Raw genomic sequence first — 19,018 nt, forward strand, 5'->3', positions numbered from 1 at the left:
GCGCCACCGGTCCGGTCATCGCAGCCCAGTCGCCTTACGGAGGGACGCCGTTCATGCCGCCGAACAGCCAGTCGTGGGGACTGTACCGAGGCACGGGGCTGCCCGGTGCCACACCGGAGGAGTGGCCCCAGGCACCGGCCTGGCGCAGCTTCGGCGGCGGCCCCGAACTCGCCCCGCCACCCGTCGACGACCCGTGCGCCCCCACGGTGCTGGGCACCATCAGACAGCCACTGCCGGCTCCGCCGGACGAGGTGGCACGGGTGAACGTGGCGCTGCATCTGCGCCGCCCCCTGCTCGTCACGGGCGAGCCCGGCACCGGCAAGTCGTCCCTCGCCTACCGCATCAGCGGGGAGCTCGGCCTCGGCCGCGTCCTGCGCTGGCCGATCACCTCCCTGAGCACCCTCCGGGAGGGCCTGTACGACGGCCCGTACGACGGCCCGTACGAGGGTCATGACACGGGCGAGTACGGCGGTGGGATCCGGCTCGGGCCACTGGGTACCGCCTTCCTGCCGTACCGCAGGCCCCGTGTGCTGCTGATCGACCGGCTGGACCGGGCCGAGATCGGCCTGCCCGAGGACCTGTGCACGGTACTGACGGCCGGAGGGTTCGCTCTGCCCGGCGCCGGCTCCACCGGCCTTCGGGTGTCGTCCCACGACGATCCGTCGGCCGCGGTGCCGCTGCCGGACGGAGCGGTGCGCTGCCGTGCCTTCCCCGTGGTGGTCATCACCACCACGGGGGAGCGGGATCTGCCGGCGGATCTCGTACGCCGCTGTGTGACCCTACGGTCCCAGCGGCCCGGCCCGGACCTGCTGCGCGCCATCGCCGCGAACCGGTTCCCGTCGGAGCCCGGACGTCCCGGCCCGGCGCCGGACGCCGTGGACGCCTTCGTCGAACGGGCCGCCGCCGCCGAGGGGCCGGTCCTCGAACGGTTCCTGGACGCACTCCGCCTGGCCGCCGACGGTGTCCTCCAGGCCGTGGCGGAGGACGGCAACTGGCAGGAGGCCGTCGACACCCTCTGGCAGTGGACCGCGCCGGAGGAGCCATGACCGGGCCCGGCCCGTTTCCCGCGGCTCTCCCGCCGGGGCTCCCGGAGGCCCTGCGGCGCATCGGCACCGCGCTCGGCCGCACCGCCGTCCGGGACGTGGCGGTGGTGGCCGACGTGGGGCCGACGATGGGGATCTGGCACCGGACGGTCCACGAGTTCGCCACGGCGCTGCATCGGTGCGGGGCCTTCGGCCGGATCACCACGCACAGGCTGCCCTACGGGCACAGTGCCGACCCGGCGACCCTGCCGCGTCACCGTGCGGGCACCCGGCTGACCCTGGTCCTGACCGACGGCGCGGGCCCGCGCTGGCGCACCCACGAGGTGGAACCGCTGCTGCGCCGCTGGGGCCAGTCCGGACCGCTCGCGCTGATCCACCTGCTCCCGCACCCGGTGTGGCACGCGACGGGGCTGCGCGGCTGGCAGGTGCTGCTGCGCTCGCCCGCCCCGGGCGTGGCCAACCACCGGATGCGGTGGCGGCCCCGCGGCCTGGGCCCCGATGTCCACGGCCTGCCGCCCGCCCACCGCCCCGACGTGGCGGTGCCCGTGCTCGAACTCACCCCCCGCTGGCTGGACGCCTGGTCCGGCCTGCTGGGCGGGGGCCCTCCGTCGTGGCTGCCGATGGCGGTGATGTTCCCCCGCGCACGCGTACCCGCCGGTCCGGCGGCGGCGGAGCCCGTCCCGACCCCGGCGGCTCGGGTGGCGCGTTTCCAGTCGTCCGTGCCCCGGAGCGTGTTCACGCTCGCCACCATGCTCTCCGCGACACCCCTCAGCGCCGGGCTGATCGAGGAGGTGCGGGGCGCGCTCCTGCCCGGCACCTCCCTCACCGACGTCGCCCACCTGCTGGTGCACGGCCTGGTCCGGCCGGCGGACGGCGGGCACACCACGTTCGCGTTCGCCCCCGGGGTCCGCGAGGAGCTGCTGGCCACCGGACGGCGTACCGATGTGGTGCGAGTAGTCGAGTTGATCGGGGATCGCCGGGGATCCGGCGGGGAACACTTGTGGCGACTGCCCCGGTTGCTGCGCGGGGCCGCCGTGCACCGACTCCCGCCGGTCGACGCGGAGTCCGGGCCGTGGCTCATGGCGGAGAGCGCTGTGCTCCACGCCCTGTCCGGGCCGTTCCTGAAGCCGGCGAGGGAGGTCGACGAGGCCCTCGCGGCCGCCCCGGCCGATCGGAAACGCCCGCAGCGCGCACAGCAGCACGGCACCACCACACCCGCACCACCCACAGCACCCACAGCACCCACAGCACCCAGCGATGCCGTCGCCCGGCCCCCGGGCGACGCCGACCGTCGGACCGATCAGGGGAAGAGGAGGCCGGTGATGCCGCAGCAGGCCCCGGCGAGCACGGTGGGCAACGGACGTACCAGGAGCACGCCCACGATCTGGGGAAACATCCCGCCCAGGAATCCGAACTTCACGGGCCGCGAGGAACTCCTCGACAAGCTGCACCAGCGGCTGCTGCGGGAGAAGGCGACCGCCGTGCTGCCCCACACGCTGCACGGCATGGGCGGCGTCGGCAAGAGCCTGCTGGCCGTCGAGTACCTCTACCGTCGTATGGCGGAGTACGACGTGGTCTGGTGGATCTCCGCGGAGCGCACCGCGCAGATCTCCCTGTCCCTGGTGGAACTGGCACCGCGCCTGGGCCTGCCGACCGGGTCCGACGTCTCCTCGACCGTCGCCTCGGTCCTGGAGGCGCTGCGCATCGGCGTGCCTTACACCAACTGGATCCTGGTCTTCGACAACGCCGAAAGCCCGGAATCCGTACGGCAGTTCTTCCCGGCCGGAGGACCGGGCAACATCCTCGTCACCTCGCGCAACCCCCAATGGGCCTCCGTCGCCCGGCCGCTGGAGGTCGACGTCTTCATGCGGGAGGAGAGCAAACAGCTGCTGCGCGTACGCGGACCGGAGATCAGCGACGCGGAGGCCGACCGGCTCGCGGAGGCACTCGGTGACCTGCCGCTCGCCATCGAGCAGGCCGCCGCCTGGCACGCGGAGACGGGCATGCCCGTGGACGAGTACCTGCGGCTGCTCGACGAGAAGCGCGTGGACCTGCTGCGCGGCACCGCGCCGCTCGGCAACCAGCATCCGGTGATAGCCGCCTGGAACATCTCCCTGGACCGGCTGGAGGCCAAGAGTCCGGCCGCGTACCAGCTGCTTCAGGTGTGCTCCTTCTACGCGCCCGAACCCATCGCGCGGACCATGTTCATGCGGATGCCACCCAGTCCCATCACCCCCGAGCTGGACACCGCCCTGGAGGATCCGATCCGGCTCGGCCAGGCCATCCGCGACATCGGCCGCTACTCCCTGGCCCGCTTCGACCACCGCACCAACTCGCTCCAGATGCACCGGCTGGTTCAGGCGGCGCTGCAGTTCCGGATGACCGAGGAGGACCGGGCCACCATGCGGCACGGGGCGCACATGCTGCTGGTGGCGAGCGACCCCAACGACCCCAGCAACGCGCTGCGCTGGGATCGGTACGGCGCGCTCTATCCCCACGTGGTCGTCTCCGGCGCGGTGCAGTCCGACGAGACCTGGGTGCGCAGGCTGGTGGTGAACGAGGTCAAGTACCTGCGGCGCTGGGGGGACTACGAGTCCTGTCTGGAACTCGCCCGAACCGCCTACGACGACTGGTCCGGTCGCCTGGGCGCGGAGCACACCCAGACCCTGCAGATCGCCCGCTGGCTGGCGTTCCTCCAGTTCAGCATGGGCCGTTACCAGGAAGCCGCCGAGCTCAACACGAAGACGCTGGAAGCACATCTCAGGTCACTGGGTCCCCACCACCAGGACACGTTCGCCGCGCTCGGCAACGTCGCCATAGACCACCGCGTGCGCGGCGCCTTCACCGAGGCCCTCCAGCTCTCCGACTCCGTGCACCAGCAGTCCCTGCAACTCATCGGTCCGGACGACCCGGAGACACTGCGGGCCGCGCACAACCTCGGCGTGAGCCTGCGCCTGGTGGGGATGTTCGCCCGCGCCTACGAACTGGACCAGCAGACCTGGCGCAACCGCATCCAGATCTTCGGCCAGGACCACATCGACTCACTGAGCACCTGGCTCGGGATGATCGTCGACCTCCGTGAACTCGGCGACTACGAAACAGCGTTGACCTACCACCGCGAGATCACCGAGCAGGCCACCACGCTGCTCGGCGGCAGCAACCCGTTCACCCTGTCCTGCATCCGCCTCCTGGCCGTCGCCCTGCGCAAGGCCGGCGAGCACGAGGAGGCCGCGGCGACGGCGCAGCGCATTCGCGCGGAGCTCGTACGCCGGTACGGCGACCGCAACCCCGAGTCGATGGCCGCCACCCTCGAACTGACCATCCACCTGCGCCACCGGGGAGACCTGGAGGAAGCACTGCGTCTGGGTACGGCGATCTGCCGGCGGTACGAGGAGACGTACGGCAAGCACCACCCGCATGCCCTGTCCGCCGCAGTGAACCTCGCGATCACGTATCGGCTCCTGGGCGACGCCGCGGCCGCACAGTACATCGACGCCGTGGCCCTCGAGCAGCTCACACAGACGCTGGAGGCGACACACCCCTCCGCGCTGGTGTGCCGCACCAATCTCGCCAGCGACCACTACGCGCTCGGCGACGCGGCCGGCGCGCTGGACCTCGACACCGAAACACTCCGCAGGTCCCGGGAGGTCTTCGACGACGAACACCCCTCCACTCTGGCCTGCGCCGCGAACCTCGCCATGGATCTACGGGCCATGGGACGGGACGAGGAGGCGCAGGCACTGCACCGCGACACCCGCGACCGTCTCCACCGCACCTTGGGCAGCGGCCACCCGGCGGTCGCCCAGGCCGCGGACTGGGACCACCGCGCGGACTGCGACATCGATCCGATGCCTCTGTGACGGAACCCGCGCCGCCCGGCTCGGAACCGGCCCGACAAGTGCCCCTACTCCGCGAGCCAGTGAGCCAGAAGCACCGGATCGGGCGGGGTGGACAGCGACCGGCTGACGGCCAGGGCCAGTTCGGGCCGTTCGATCAGGGCGGTCCCGGCGGCTCGCTCGCCATACTCGGCCAGCGCGAGGCCAAGTCCGGCCCAGGCGGCGGGTCTGGCGACCGGACCCATGAGTTCCTCGGTGTACAGCTTGACCGCGGTCGCGGCGTCGCCGTCCACCAGCGCCATATCGGCGGGGCCGACACCCGGCACCCTCCTCGCCGGGTTCTCCGCCGCGCGCAGGGCGTCGAACTCGCCGGGGGCGATGAGGCTCAGGCGCGCCAGCAGCGCGAGCGTGTCGAGCCGGCAGGCGCCCGAATCGGCCCGCAACACGCGCTCGGGGCGCATGCCGACATCCACGTGCCGCTCCGCCCGCCAGCTGTCAGCCAGCTCCCTCGCATGCGCCGGGGGCACATGGAGGTGGTGCACACGCCAGGTCGCACGGTGATGGGCCACCGCGAGGTGCGCAAGGCGCTGTTCACGCGCTCCCACCGACTCCGCATGCCAGGGCGCGGTCTGTTCGTCCAGGCTGCCGATCAGCGAACGCCCCAGCGGAGTCAGGGCGGGGTGGCCGCGCAGGGTCCCGACCACCGTACGGACAGCGCTCCGCCACAGCGCGTACTCGAAGCCCGCAAGCCCGTCCGGACCGCGCGTGCGCCAGTAGTGCGCGACCCCCGAGAAGGCATAGGCCCCATGCACCAGCCCCCCGAGGGGGCGCGGATCGTCGCGCCAGGGCGCGTAGAACAGGTCGTCGCACTCGTCGAACAGCGGCGTAAGGAAGATGAGGCCGTTGAGCAGGGTGTGCCGGAACTCATGCAGGACGGCGACCCCGAGCTGCGCCGGTAGGACGTCCTCGTCCTCGTCCGGCTCGGACAGCAGCAGGCACCCGAACGCGTCGCTCGACGAAGCCGCCCGTGCGCGCAGCCGCTCGCCCCGCGGCAGCGGAACGACGGAACGCAAGCCCGCGGCCAGGGCCAGGGCGCCCTCCGTGTGATCCTCCACCAGTACCGGCCACATGCGCTCGAACCAGCGCTGCCAGGAAGCGAACTGCGCGGGAGCAAGACGTCCGGGCGCCGTCAGCTGCGGCACCGGTGCATAGGGTCCGAGGTCGTCGAGGGCGAGGGTGAGGCCGACTCCCGCGTGTTCCGCGCGCAGCCACCGCTGCCCCTCCCAGCCCGGGGCGTCGTTCTCCGTCTCGTCCGGCACCGTCACGGTCACGCCGCCCGCGCCGACCCGGACCACCCCGTCCTGCCCCCACACCTCGGCGGTCCCCCAGAGATCGCCACCGACCGTGGCCCGGCCAAGGCCTGGCAGGAACACCCGCCCCTCCCGCACCGGCACACACGCACGGAAGTCCGCCCCGGCGGTGATGAACACGGCTGCCGCCAACTGCCCGAGGAACCCCAGCTCCACGTGCAGCGGTGTCTCGATCTCGGTCGCCGCCGGATCCGGCCGGGACAGTCTGCGCAGCAGGCTCGCCGCCCACACCCCCACCTGCGGGTCGAGGAGCACCGTACGGAAGGCCGCCGGGTCCGCCCGCTCGGCGGCTTCGAGCAGCTTCCAGGCCCGACGGACGTCGTCGGCGTCCGCTGCCGCGTCCAGGATCGCGCGCAACAGCAACAGTCGCCGGCTCGACTCCGCCTCAAGCAGAAATCCGACGGCTTCCTCGTTCTCGGTGACGGAGTTCAGCGCGTCCAAAACGGGGTTGGAGAGGTGGTGAAGACGCATCCGCGGGCCTAACCGCCTTCGCTGCCCGCGATCGTGGACACGGGACGGCCGACGCGATACGTCAAGCGCTCGATCGACGGCCGTAGAACGGCGTCATCAAGGGCCGCGACCTCCTCGAGCGAAAGTGCCGACAACGTGGGAAGCCAGGATTGCGGCGCCCCGGACACCACCGCTTCACGGGGGGTGACGTGTTCCCTCGATGACATTACGTCACCGTATATCAACGTGTGCTCTCAAGAAACGCTGAACCACTCCCCAGCGAGGTGTGCCCGCCCTCCGGCGGCGGAGGACGGGCACACGACCAGGGCGTCGGCACCAGGACGTCAGCCCAGCAGCGCCGGCTCACTGTCGGACACCGGGGCGCCCGCGGCCGGGTTCGCGCTCTCCCGCTCGCCGGCCGGGGTGTCCTCCCCCGCCCCCTCGACATGCTGCGCCGGCCGCTTCGGCAGCGCGAACATCAGCACGAAGATCGCCACCATCACCGCCACGACCCAGCCCAGCGCGTGCTGGAAGCCGTTGACGAAGGCCGGGCCCACCTGGGCGGGGGTCAGGCGGTCGCCGATCTGGCCGAAGAAGACCACGGACACCAGGCCGAGTCCGAGCGCGTTGCCCATCTGCTGCACGGTGTTGATGAGGCCGGACGCCGAACCGGAGTGCTCGCGCGGTACCTCCGACAGCACGGCGTCGGTCAGCGGGGCCACGATGAAGCCCATGCCCGCGCCCATGACGACCAGCGGAAGCGCCATCTGCCAGGAGGCGATGGACAGGCCGTACCGCTCGGACTCCCAGATGTAGAGCAGCACCCCGGCCGCCATGATCAGCGCGCCCGCCTGGAGCACCTTGCGCCCGAAGCGCGGGACGAGCAGCTGCACCGACATGCCCGCCGCGGCCGAGACCGCGATCGAGAACGGGACCCCGGTCAGCCCCGCCCGCAGCGGGGTCCAGCCCAGGCCGACCTGCATGTACAGCGTCCAGACCAGGAAGAAGATGCCGAGGCCGACCCCGAAGACGGTCTGGACTGCGATGCCCGCGGCGAAGCTCTTCACCTTGAACAGGGACAGCTCGACCAGCGGCGATCCGTCCCGCGCCGCCTTGCGCTTCTCGTACGCCACCAGCGCCGCGAAGACGAGAAGGGCGCCGCCCATCGACACGTACCCCCACAGCGGCCAGCCCAGCTCACGCCCGCGCGTCAGCGGGTAGAGCAGCATCAGCAGGCCCAGCGTCACGAGGGCCACGCCGACGAGGTCGAGCTTGAGGGCCTTGGGGGCCTTCGACTCGCTGATGAAGCGTCGTCCCAGGATCAGCGCGGCGATGCCCACCGGCAGGTTGATGAGGAAGATCGGCCGCCACTCCAGACCGAAGAGGTTCCACTCGGTGAGCAGCGCGCCGAGCAGCGGGCCGGACACGGCGCCCAGGCCGACGATCGCGCCGAAGAGCCCGAAGACCTTGCCCCGCTCGTGCGCCGGGAACGTCGCGTGCACGATCGACAGCACCTGCGGCACCATCAGCGCGGCCATCCCGCCCTGCAGGATGCGCGAGGCGACGAGCATCTCCGGGTTCGCGGCGAAGCCGCACAGCGCGGAGGCGATCGTGAAGCCGCCTATGCCGACCAGGAAGAGCCGCTTGCGGCCGTGGATGTCACCGAGCCGTCCGCCGGTGATGAGCCCGGCGGCGAAGGCGAGCGCGTAGCCGGCGGTGATCCACTGGATCTGGCTGAAAGACGCGCCCTCGTCCCGCTTGATCGAGGGAATCGCGATGTTGACGATCGTGACGTCGACCAGGTCCATGAAGGCCGCGGTCATCACGATGGCGAGCGCGAACCAGCGCCGCCGGTCGGCCACGGCCGCCGGGCCCTGCGGCGGCTCGGCCGGACTGCTGAGAGTGGTCTCGGTGGAGGTCATGGCGTGAAGGTAGACCCCTATTAGGTCAGATCACGTCCTAGATGTGCGGCACCCTGGAAACATGACGACGGACACCCCGGCCCGGCTCCTCCAGCTCCTCTCCCTCCTCCAGACGCCCCGCGAATGGCCCGGCGGCGAGCTCTCCGAGCGTCTTGGCGTGTCCCGGCGTACCGTCCGTCGCGACATCGACCGGCTCCGGGAGCTGGGCTATCCGGTGCAGGCGACGAAGGGGGCCGACGGCGGGTACCGGCTGGTGGCGGGCAAGGCGATGCCGCCGCTCGTGCTCGACGACGAGGAGGCGGTGGCGATCGCGGTGGGGCTGCGGGCCGGCGCCGGGCACGCGGTCGAGGGCGTCGAAGAGGCCTCCGTACGGGCCCTCGCCAAACTGGAGCAGGTCCTGCCGTCCCGGCTGCGCCACCGTGTGTCCACGCTCCAGGCCGCGACCACCCCGCTGACCAGCGGGGACGGGGCGAGCATCGCGCCCGAGACGCTGACCGTGATCGCCACGTCGGTGACCGGGCGGGAACGGCTGCGGTTCGCCTACCGCTCCGGGGACGACACCCCGTCACGACGCCTGGCCGAGCCCTACCGCCTCGTCTCCACCGGCCGCCGCTGGTACCTCGTCGCCTACGACCTCGACCGCGACGACTGGCGCACCTTCCGCGTCGACCGGATCGCCGAGCCCTTCGCGACCGGCGTCCGTTTCACGCCACGCGAACTGCCGACGGGGAGCGCGGCCGAGTACCTGCGGCAGTCGATGTACGGGCGCCAGGAGACGTACGACTTCGAGGTGGCCTTCGCCGCGCCCGCCGCGTTCGTCGCGGCCCGCCTGCCCAAGTGGTTCGGCGCACCCGAGCCGATCGACGAGGGCAGCTGTCTGCTGCGTTCCTCCGCCGGGGACTCCGTGGAGTGGCTGGCGGTACGGCTCGCGATGGTCGACTGCGAGTTCTCGGTGCGACGGCCGACGGAACTGGTGGAGTGCGTACGGGAGTTGGGCGGGCGCCTGACTCGGGCGGCCGGTGGCTCGGAAGACGGGTCGGCGGGCGGTCGCCCGGAAGGGCCTGGTGTCAGGGCCGGGTGAGCCCCGCGCGGGCCCGACCGGTCCGAGGCGAGTTCACACGACTCCCCGCCAGGGCACGCTCACACGGCTCCCCAGGGGAAGTCGCGCAGGGCTTCCAGATGGCGTACCGCGAGCGCGACCGGCCCGGCCGGGCCGTCGGCCGGCTCGTCCCCGGCGGCCCAGGCCTCCACCGCCACGCGAACGGCCGCACCGGCCACGGCGGCACCGAGCCGGAACTCCGCCCCACCACCGGCCGACGCACCCGCCCCGCCGCTCGCCGCGGAAGCCCTCGCCTCCAGCACCCGCGCCAGCGTGCGCTCCGCGCCCTGACAGGCCTCGCCCCACACCCTCAGCAGCGCCGGGCTCCCCTCGGCCAGCCGGAGCAGGGCGCGGGCCCAGTCCATGGACTCCGGTCGCACCCCGACGCCCGGGGTGAGGGTCTGGACGACGGCGTGGCGAAGCGCCTCCGGCACGGACAGGTCGGCCGGGGCGTCTCGTACGGCCTCGGCCCACTTCTCGACGCCCGCGGAGAAGAGCGGGGCGAGGCATTCCTCCTTGCCGGCGAAGTAGCGGTAGAACGTGCGTGGCGCGACACCGGCGGCGCGGGCGATGTCCTCGGCGCGGGTGGCGCGCAGACCGTGCCTCATGAAGAGCCCGGCCGCGGCCCGCGCGATCTCCATCCGGGTGGCGGCCTTGCGTCGCTCCGTGAGCGAGAGCCCGGGAGCGGCGGCCGCGCCGGAGCGGACCTCATCACCATCCCCGGCACAATCGGCCGACGACGAACCCCCCGGAACGCGGGGGTCGGACGCGCGGGCCGCGCGGTTGGTACCGGTCACGGACGGCAGGTTATGCCCCTGTGGCACAATCTGCCATCCGGGTCACCCCGGGGTTCAGGTACGGGGTGGCCCGTCAGGCTGCCCGAAAACCACCGCTCCCCGGGAACGAGTCCCGGACCATCCCCCGAACGAGCCCCGGCCGGCCCCGACGAACCCTGCGCAAAAAGGAGCCGAGCCCCGGCGCCAGGGGGGGGAAGGCGCCGAAGCTCGGCTCTGGAGAGTCCCGGCGCGGGGGGGGGAGTGCGTCGGGACTCGGTTCTGGGGGGTCTTGGGGCTGCGCCCCGGGACCCTGAACCCTGGGCCCTGAGGTCTTGTGCCCAGAGCCCAGCGAGTTAAGCGGCGTTACATGGCCATGTCCGGTCGACTTATGGCCGACCTTCGGCCATCAGGTCCGTCAGATCCGTCGAACCCGTACGAACCATACGTGGCGCACCAACCACATGAACCACGCAAACCGCACGAACCACGGACATTCTTAAGCCGCCGCGTCAAAACCGGTGTCGCGGGCCAGCTTCTTCAGCTCCAGCAGCGCGTGCTTCTCGATCTGTCGGATGCGCTCACGGGTGAGCCCGTGCTCCTTGCCGACCTCCGTGAGCGTGCGCTCCCGGCCGTCGTCGATGCCGTACCGCATCTTGATGATCGAGGCCGTGCGCTGGTCGAGGCGGCCGATCAGGTCGTCGAGCTCCTCGCTGCGCAGCAGGGTGAGGACGGACTGCTCGGGCGAGACCGCGGAGGTGTCCTCGAGGAGGTCACCGAACTGGGTGTCGCCGTCGTCGTCCACCGACATGTTCAGCGAGACCGGGTCGCGCGCCCAGTCCAGGACGTCCGTCACACGCTCCGGGGTCGAGTCCAGCTCGGCGGCGATCTCCGCGTGCTCGGGCTCGCGCCCGTTCTTGCGGTTGAACTCGCGCTGCACGCGACGGATCCGGCCCAGCTCCTCGACCAGGTGCACGGGGAGGCGGATCGTGCGCGACTGGTCGGCGATGGAGCGGGTGATGGCCTGACGGATCCACCACGTGGCGTACGTCGAGAACTTGAAGCCCTTGCGGTAGTCGAACTTCTCGACCGCGCGCACCAGGCCCGCGTTGCCCTCCTGGATCAGGTCGAGCAGGGGCAGGCCGCTCCGGGGATACCGCCGGGCGACGGCGACGACCAGCCGCAGGTTGGAGCGGATGAAGACGTCTTTGGCCCGCTCCCCCTCGGCTATCAGCGCCTCGAGCTCCTCGCGGGTCGCATCCGCCTTGGGGGCATCGACCTCGTCGTCGAGGATCTGCCGAGCGAACACACCCGCCTCGATGATCTGGGACAGCTCGACTTCCTTGGCGGCGTCGAGCAGCGGCGTACGCGCGATCTCGTCGAGGTACATGCCGACCAGGTCGCGGTCGGCGATTTCGCCGCCTACGGCGCGAACACTGCGCGCCGCGTCGCTGGTCTCGCCGGTGGCGGACTGACGACGGGCGACGGCACGGGTTGCCATGCGTGCTCCCTTGCGATGGTGGGCTTGCGGGTCCTAGTGGCGGCTCGGACACTCTTCCGAGTGCCCGGCATCCGAAGGAAACAACGACTGGAATCCGGACAGAATTCCCAACCCGCCCCCCTCTTTTTCTGATCATGCAGTACCCTGTGCCGCCACACTGGGAGGTCGGATGCCAACGGAACGTACAGAGGTGCAGGTCAGGCCAGGAGTCGAGGCCGACCTCGACGCCCTCACGGCCATCTACAACCACTACGTTCGTGAGACGCCCATCACATTCGACACTGCCGTCTTCACCTCGGAAGAGCGACGCCCTTGGCTGCTCTCCCACCCTGAAGACGGCCCGCACCGCCTGATGGTTGCCACGGACACGGACTCACAGGGGACTCCCGGGAACGCACAGCGGATTCTGGGATACGCCACATCCAGCGCCTTCCGCCCCAAGCCCGCCTACGCCACGTCCGTCGAGGTCACCATCTACCTCGCCCCGGACGCGGGCGGCCGGGGCGTCGGCACACTGCTCTACAAGGCCCTCTTCGAAGCGCTCGCCGACGAGGACGTGCACCGCGCCTACGCGGGCATCGCCCAGCCCAACGAAGCGTCCGTGCGGCTGCACGAACGCTTCGGGTTCCGGCACGTCGGCACGTACCGGGAGGTGGGCCGGAAGTTCGGCCGGTACTGGGATGTGGCCTGGTACGAGAAGGGCCTCTAGCGGAGGGACCTCCGGATCAGCCCGAAGGACCTCCGGATCAGCCGAACTGCACCGACCGCTTGGCCAGCCCCAGCCAGAACCCGTCGATCACCGACCGCTGCTCGTCCAGTTCGCCCGTGGCGTCCGCCGCGCCCATCGTCACGAAGAGCGGAGCGAAGTGCTCGGTACGGGGGTGGGCCAGCAGGCCGGCCGGGGACTTGTGGCCGAAGTCGAGCAGGGCGTCCCAGTCACGGTCGTCCAGGGCGCGGTGGCCCCAGTCGTCGAACTCGACCGACCAGGAGGGAACGCCGCCCTGGCGCAGTGCGGCCAGGTTGTGGGTGAAGAAGCCGGAGCCCACGATCAGGACGCCCTCGTCGCGCAACGGCGCCAGCTTGCGTCCGATCTCCATCAGCTTCACCGGATCGAGGGTCGGCATGGAGATCTGCAGGACAGGGATGTCGGCGTCGGGGAACATCTCGACGAGAGGAACGTAGGCGCCGTGGTCGAGGCCGCGGTCAGGGATGTCCTGGACGGGGACGCCGGGGGCGCGCAGCAGCTTCCGTACGGACTCGGCGAGTTGGGGGGCGCCGGGAGCCGCGTACCGGACCTGGTAGTAGTGCTCGGGGAAACCCCAGAAGTCGTAGACGAGCGGTACGGTCTGCACCGCGCCGAGGGCCAGCGGGGCCTCCTCCCAGTGGGCGGAGACCATGAGGATCGCCTTGGGGCGGGGCAGTTCGGCGGACCAGGCGGCCAGCTGTCCGGGCCAGATCGGGTCGTCGGCGAGCGGCGGGGCGCCATGACTGAGGTAGAGGGCGGGCATGCGCTCCAGCGGCGCACGCCCCTCGGTGACGGCAGACGTGGCGGCAGACATGGTGGCTACTCCCTCCGGGGGGTTCATCGTAAGACCGATGGCGAAGTTATTTGAAGTCTCAAGCTTCCATGCGGAACCATACTCCCGATTTGTTTAATCTTCAAGAAGGGGCTCGTACAGTGGAGTCCATGAATACGGCATCCGCTTCCGCTGAAGAGCCGCGCTGGCTCACCGACGAGGAACAGCGCACCTGGCGTGCGTACATGAACGCCGCCACCCTCCTCGAGGACCATCTCGACCGTCAGCTGCAGCGCGACGCGGGCATGCCGCACGTCTACTACGGTCTGCTCGTCCAGCTCGTCGAGGCGCCGCGCAGAAGGCTGCGGATGACCGAGCTGGCCATGAACGCGAAGATCACCCGCTCGCGCCTCTCGCACGCGATCGCCCGCCTGGAGAAGAACGGGTGGGTGCGCCGCGAGGACTGCCCCTCCGACAAGCGGGGCCAGTTCGCCGTCCTCACCGACGCCGGTTACGAGGTGCTGAGCAAGGCCGCGCCGGGCCATGTCGACGCCGTACGGCAGGCCTTCTTCGACCGGCTCACGCCCGAACAGCACAAGGCCCTCGGCGAGGCCATGCGGATCATCGCCGAGGGGCTGCAGCCGAAGGACGCGGGCGCGGACCTGCCCTGGCTGCGTTGACGGGTTGGTGGGGCGGCGGGTCGGCAGGTCGGCAGGTCGGCAGGTCGGCAGGGGATGGACGCGGGTCCGCCCCGGCTCCGATGAACTCGGAACCGGGGCGGACCCTGGGATTCGTACGGGCGAGGCGTCCCCACCCCGCGCCCGTACGCGAAGCACCTGAAGCACCGGAGGTACCAGCGGCGGTACGGGCGGTACGGGTGATCAGTGGGCGATCACCGGCACCTTGACCTCGTCCTCGACACCGTCGCCCGCGCCGGAGGCCGCGGACATGTCCGGGCGGCCGGTGTTGACGAGGGTCGCGGCGATCGTGGCCGCGACCACCAGGATGCCGACGGCGAACCAGATGGCGTTGGTGTAGCCGTTCACCATGCCCTGCAGCTGGACGAGCTGCTGCTGCGGCTTGGAGGCGGCACCGGCGATGTGGTCCTTGATGTACGAGGTGGTCGCCGAGGCGGCGATCGTGTTCAGCAGGGCCGTACCGATCGCGCCGCCCACCTGCTGCGAGGTGTTGACCATCGCGGAGGCGACACCGGCGTCCTTGGGCTGGACACCGTACGTGGCCAGGGACATGGCGGGCATGAACGCCGTACCCATACCGAGGCCGAGCAGCAGCTGGGCCGGGAGCAGCAGACCCGCGTAGGAGGAGTTGATCTCCATCTGGGTCAGCAGCAGCATGCCCACGGCGGCCAGCGCGAAGCCCGGTGCCATCAGCAGCCGCGGCGGGACGCGGGTCATCAGACGGGCGCCGATCTGGGTGGAGCCCGTGATCATGCCCGCGATCATCGGCAGGAAGGCGAAGCCGGTCTTGACCGGCGAGTAGCCCTTCACGATCTGCAGGTAGTAGGTCAGGAAGAGGAACAGGCCGAACATCGCGATGATCGCGAGGCCGAGCGAGAGGTAGACACCGCCGCGGTTGCGCTCGGTGATGACGCGCAGGGGCAGCAGCGGGGCCTTGACCTTGGACTCGGTGAAGACGAAGGCCGCGAGCAGCACCGCCGAGGCGACGAACAGACCGATGGTGGTGGAGTCGCTCCAGCCGTTGGACTCGGCACGGGTGAAGCCGTAGACCAGGGAGACCAGGCCCAGGGTGGAGAGGATGACGCCGGGGATGTCGAGCGGCGAGCGGTTGCGGCCACCGGCCGGCTCACGGATGACGAAGTACGCACCCAGGGCGGCGATGATCGCGAACGGGATGTTCACGAAGAACGTCCAGCGCCAGTTCAGGTACTCGGTGAGGAAGCCGCCGAGGATCAGGCCGACGGCGCCACCGCCACCGGCGATCGCACCGTAGATGCCGAACGCCTTGGCGCGCTCCTTGGCGTCGGTGAACATCACCGCGAGCAGCGAGAGCGCGGCGGGCGCGAGCAGTGCGCCGAACGCGCCCTGCAGCGCGCGGGCGCCGAGCAGCATCGCCGAGCTCTGCGCGGCGCCGCCGAGGGCGGAGGCGCCCGCGAAGCCGATCAGACCGGTGACGAAGGTGCGCTTGCGCCCCCACAGGTCGGCGATACGGCCGCCGAAGAGCAGCAGACCGCCGAAGGCGAGGGCGTAGGCCGTGATGACCCACTGACGGTTGCCGTCCGATATCCCCAGGTCCTGCTGGGCGGAGGGCAGCGCGATGTTCACGATGGTCGCGTCGAGGACGACCATCAGCTGGGCGAGCGCGATGAACGCGAGCGCTTTCCAGCGGTTGCTGTGTGCGTCGGCGAGTTCGGCCGCCGACTTCGCCGAGGCTGAGGTGCCTGTTTCAGACATGGGGATACCCACTCCGGTACTTCGCAGTGAAAAGGTGAGGGAAAGTCACGAGAGCCGGCGGCTCGTCTTCGTCGACGGCCGCAAGCTTCCGGAAGCTTGTCGGACTAAGGACTGGCGCTGTGCGCCGATCTCATCGGTCGGGCTGGTCTGGCTGCTGGTCAGGCTGTTCGCAGATCCTCCACGGTGGCCGCCACTCCGGGCAGTACGGAGCGGGCCGGTGCCCGCAGACCGTCCAGGAACAGCTGCAGATGACGGTGCACGAAGCGGTCGATGCCCTGGCACGCGGTGCCGGGCAGCGGCCGGGTGAGCTGACTGACGGCGATCATCACGTCGCCGGACTCGACGTCGGGACGCAACTGTCCGGCCTCACGGGCGCGCCCCATCAGCGCCTCGATCATCTCCATGGTCCGCTCGCGTGCGGCGAACAGATCCGGATGGTGCTGATCGAAGGCTTCGGAGAGCATGGGGCACAGGGCGCCGATCCGCTCGTCCGCCGCGAAGTGCACGAAGTCGCTCAGCGCCTGGAAGGCGTCGCCGCCCTCGGCGAGAGCCGACTCGATCCACTCCGACGTGCGGTCCATCACCGAGCAGACGACCTCCCGCGCGAGCGCGTCGCGGTCCGGGAAGTTGCGGTACACCGTGGCGTTGCCGACACCGGCGCGGCGGGCGATCTCGTCGAACGGCACCTCGGGGCCGAACTCGACGAACATCTCACGCGCGGCGGCGACGATCCGCTCCCGGTTGCGCAGGGCATCGGCGCGGGGCCGGGGCACGCGACGCTTCACGGGGGTGGCGGTCTCCACGGCGTACTCCTCAGACGTAGGTGTAGGAAGACTGTGGTGCGATCCGGGGAATCCATCCCCGTTTCGCTCGGACACATGGCTAAACGGGGAAACCGTCCCCGGTTATTTCCCGCATTCCCAGAGATTTGATGTGACCTGTGTCACTTGATATCGAGGGGATCGTGGGCGGCCGGGCGCCCGGCGTGGCGGGCGGCCTGGAGTCCGACGTCAGGCGTGGTGCGCGGCCTGGTGTCCGGCGTGGCGGGCGGCATGGCGGGCGGCCCGGCGTCCGCGGTGTTTCCAGGCCGAGCATTGAGCCAGGCTCCCCGCGCAGCATCCTGCGCGGCGCGCGGCCGAGCATCCGGCGTGAGTACCGGCGGAGCATACGACGCGGCTCCCGGCAGAGCATCTGGCGACTTCCGGCAGAGCATCCAGCGCGGCTAGCAGCCGAACATCCCGCGTAGCGCGCGGCCAGGCATCCGGCGCGGCTCGCGACTGGCATCCTCCGCGGCCAACGGCCATGCGCCCAGCGCGGCTCCCGGCCAAGCGCCCGGCGGGGCGCGGGCGGGGGCCGAGCATCCGACGCGGCGCGGCCGGAGGCCCGAGCATCCGACGCGGCGCGGCCGGAGGCCCGAGCATCCGACGCGGCGCGGCCGGAGGCCCGAGCATCCGACGCGGGCCCGCATCTCGGCATCCGCCCCACTCGCAGCTCGGCATCCGCCCCAGCCGCAGCTCGGTAGCCGCCCCAGCCGCGACTCGGCATCCGTGCCTGAGCGTTTGCCCCGGCCCTTGGTCAAACCTCCGGCGCGGCTCCCGTCACCCCTACCCCGGGAAGAAACCCACGTTCGGGCGCTTCCAGCGCGCGCCCCCGCGCCCCCCGTCACAGGGTGATCGCACAGGGTGCAGCCGGTGACCAGGCGGCTGCCGTGAGCGAAGGGCCCATGCATGCAGCCGATGCAGCCCACCAGCCGCCGGATACGCTCGCGCCGCGTGGCCGCCCTCGCCACAGTGACCCTTCTGACGCTGACGGTCAGCACCTCCGCCGGCACCGGTCACCTCCCGGCGGGCTCCACGACGGCGGGCTCCATCGCGCTGGCCCGCTCCACGGCGCTCGGTCCCTGCATGATCAGCGGCGCGATGAGCGTACAGATGGGAGAGGGCATACCGACCCACCCCGGCTACGCCCGCTCCACCGGCACCGTCCGAGCCCTCACCCTGATGGTCGACTTCTCCGACGCGCCCGGCCCGGGCAGCGCACTCGACCGCCTCGCCGAGTTCTTCCCGCAGACCCAGAACTGGTTTCGCACCAGTTCCTACGGCCGCCTCGACTACCGCCCCGAGACCCCCATCCACCACTGGCTGCGCATGCCCAAGCCCTTCAAGGCGTACGGCATAGAACGCGGCGCCCCCTTCGACCCCGGCTACCGCGATCTGGTCCAGGACATAGTGGCCACGGCCGACCCCGAGGTGGACTTCCGCTCGTACGACCTCCTGAACGTGCTGGTGACGCCGAACGCCGGGCCCTCCGCCCTGGACACCGTCCTGTCCGTCACCTTCGCCGGCAACGCCGAGGCACCCATCGCCGACGGCGTCCCCGTCTCCAACGCGTCCTTCGTCTACAGCCGCCAGGACGACGGCTCCGGCTCCTACGCCGAGACCGGCTATCGGGTACTCCCCCACGAGAACGGCCACACCTTCGGCCTGCCCGACCTCTACACCCCGGAGGGCGGAGGCGCGGTCGGCCACTGGGACATCATGAGCGAGGACTGGGGAGCCGACAACGACCTCCTCGGCTGGCACAAGTGGAAGCTGGGCTGGCTCGACGATTCGCAGGTCAGATGCGCCGCGTCGCCCGGGACGACGGAGTACACCCTCACCCCGCTGTCCCGGCCCGGCGGCGAGAAGCTGGTCTTCGTACCCACCAGTACCAAGACCGGGTACGCCTTCGAACTGCGCACCCACGACGGCAACGACGCCGCCGTCTGCCGCCCCGGCATCCTCATCTACAAGGTCGACGCGAGCGTGGACACCGGAAACGGCCCCATCACCGTCTACGACTCCAAGCGCCACAGCGGCGGCTGCACCCGCAGCCCCAACGTCCACGCGGAACTCTCCGACGCCCCCTTCGCCCCCGGCGAGTCCTTCAAGGACCCCAAGACCGGCATCACGATCTCGGTCACGGCGACGGATCCGAACGGCGACTACCGGGTGTCCGTCACACGCCACTGACCGGTCTCTCCCCCGCCCCGACCGGCCGTTCCCCCGTCCCTGACCGGCCTCTCCCCCGCCGCTC

General features: G+C 71.1%; 13 protein-coding genes. 6 read left to right on the forward strand and 7 right to left on the reverse strand.

What is annotated here, in order from left to right:
* The first annotated feature begins 53 nt into the window (after positions 1 to 53).
* Complete coding sequence (locus tag ACFZDJ_RS40990; RefSeq protein WP_390930280.1) at positions 54 to 1,046, forward strand: MoxR family ATPase; 993 nt, start codon at positions 54 to 56, stop codon at positions 1,044 to 1,046.
* Complete coding sequence (gene fxsT, locus ACFZDJ_RS40995) at positions 1,043 to 4,903, forward strand: FxSxx-COOH system tetratricopeptide repeat protein (protein WP_390930282.1); 3,861 nt, start codon at positions 1,043 to 1,045, stop codon at positions 4,901 to 4,903. The genes ACFZDJ_RS40990 and fxsT overlap by 4 nt, the downstream gene beginning before the upstream one ends.
* 44 nt (positions 4,904 to 4,947) lie before the next feature.
* On the opposite strand, the gene ACFZDJ_RS41000 is transcribed toward fxsT, so the two are convergent.
* Together ACFZDJ_RS41000 and ACFZDJ_RS41005 are read right to left on the reverse strand one after the other, a co-directional pair.
* Entirely contained in the window at positions 4,948 to 6,720 is a 1,773-nt protein-coding gene (locus tag ACFZDJ_RS41000; RefSeq protein ID WP_391066764.1) for an aKG-HExxH-type peptide beta-hydroxylase, read from the reverse strand.
* A gap of 323 nt (positions 6,721 to 7,043) precedes the next feature.
* Entirely contained in the window at positions 7,044 to 8,621 is a 1,578-nt protein-coding gene (locus tag ACFZDJ_RS41005; protein WP_390930286.1) for a DHA2 family efflux MFS transporter permease subunit, read from the reverse strand.
* Positions 8,622 to 8,682: 61 nt separating this feature from the next.
* On the opposite strand from ACFZDJ_RS41005, the gene ACFZDJ_RS41010 reads away from it, so the two are divergent.
* Positions 8,683 to 9,702, forward strand: coding sequence for a WYL domain-containing protein (locus tag ACFZDJ_RS41010; RefSeq protein ID WP_391066767.1), 1,020 nt, complete (start codon positions 8,683 to 8,685; stop codon positions 9,700 to 9,702).
* Between the two features lie 59 nt (positions 9,703 to 9,761).
* Here the strand turns inward: ACFZDJ_RS41010 and ACFZDJ_RS41015 are convergent, their stop codons facing one another.
* Positions 9,762 to 10,361 carry a TetR family transcriptional regulator gene (locus tag ACFZDJ_RS41015; RefSeq protein ID WP_390930911.1) on the reverse strand — a complete coding sequence of 200 codons (600 nt, stop codon included), beginning with the start codon at positions 10,359 to 10,361 and terminating at the stop codon, positions 9,762 to 9,764.
* Positions 10,362 to 10,992: 631 nt separating this feature from the next.
* A complete protein-coding gene (locus ACFZDJ_RS41020) occupies positions 10,993 to 11,994 on the reverse strand; it encodes an RNA polymerase sigma factor RpoD/SigA (RefSeq protein WP_101404532.1) in 1,002 nt (333 codons plus the stop codon).
* A gap of 169 nt (positions 11,995 to 12,163) precedes the next feature.
* Here ACFZDJ_RS41020 and ACFZDJ_RS41025 point away from each other — a divergent pair, with 169 nt between their 5' ends.
* Positions 12,164 to 12,703 carry a GNAT family N-acetyltransferase gene (locus ACFZDJ_RS41025; RefSeq protein WP_101404531.1) on the forward strand — a complete coding sequence of 180 codons (540 nt, stop codon included), beginning with the start codon at positions 12,164 to 12,166 and terminating at the stop codon, positions 12,701 to 12,703.
* A gap of 37 nt (positions 12,704 to 12,740) precedes the next feature.
* Here ACFZDJ_RS41025 and ACFZDJ_RS41030 read toward each other — a convergent pair whose 3' ends face one another.
* Positions 12,741 to 13,553: a dioxygenase gene (locus ACFZDJ_RS41030; RefSeq protein ID WP_384908091.1), complete on the reverse strand. Its 813-nt coding sequence runs from the start codon at positions 13,551 to 13,553 to the stop codon at positions 12,741 to 12,743.
* Positions 13,554 to 13,681: 128 nt separating this feature from the next.
* Between ACFZDJ_RS41030 and ACFZDJ_RS41035 the strand changes: the two genes are divergently transcribed.
* Complete coding sequence (locus ACFZDJ_RS41035) at positions 13,682 to 14,191, forward strand: MarR family winged helix-turn-helix transcriptional regulator (RefSeq protein WP_168492601.1); 510 nt, start codon at positions 13,682 to 13,684, stop codon at positions 14,189 to 14,191.
* A gap of 201 nt (positions 14,192 to 14,392) precedes the next feature.
* Here the strand turns inward: ACFZDJ_RS41035 and ACFZDJ_RS41040 are convergent, their stop codons facing one another.
* A complete protein-coding gene (locus ACFZDJ_RS41040) occupies positions 14,393 to 15,943 on the reverse strand; it encodes an MFS transporter (protein ID WP_211118732.1) in 1,551 nt (516 codons plus the stop codon).
* Positions 15,944 to 16,101: 158 nt separating this feature from the next.
* A complete protein-coding gene (locus tag ACFZDJ_RS41045; protein ID WP_384908089.1) occupies positions 16,102 to 16,746 on the reverse strand; it encodes a TetR/AcrR family transcriptional regulator in 645 nt (214 codons plus the stop codon).
* Positions 16,747 to 17,670: 924 nt separating this feature from the next.
* Between ACFZDJ_RS41045 and ACFZDJ_RS41050 the strand changes: the two genes are divergently transcribed.
* Positions 17,671 to 18,954 (forward strand): M6 family metalloprotease domain-containing protein, encoded by a 1,284-nt coding sequence (locus ACFZDJ_RS41050; protein WP_390930292.1) that lies wholly within the window; start codon positions 17,671 to 17,673, stop codon positions 18,952 to 18,954.
* The last annotated feature ends 64 nt before the right edge of the window (positions 18,955 to 19,018 follow it).

Source organism: Streptomyces sp. NPDC007896, assembly GCF_042959425.1.
Lineage (GTDB): Bacteria > Actinomycetota > Actinomycetes > Streptomycetales > Streptomycetaceae > Streptomyces.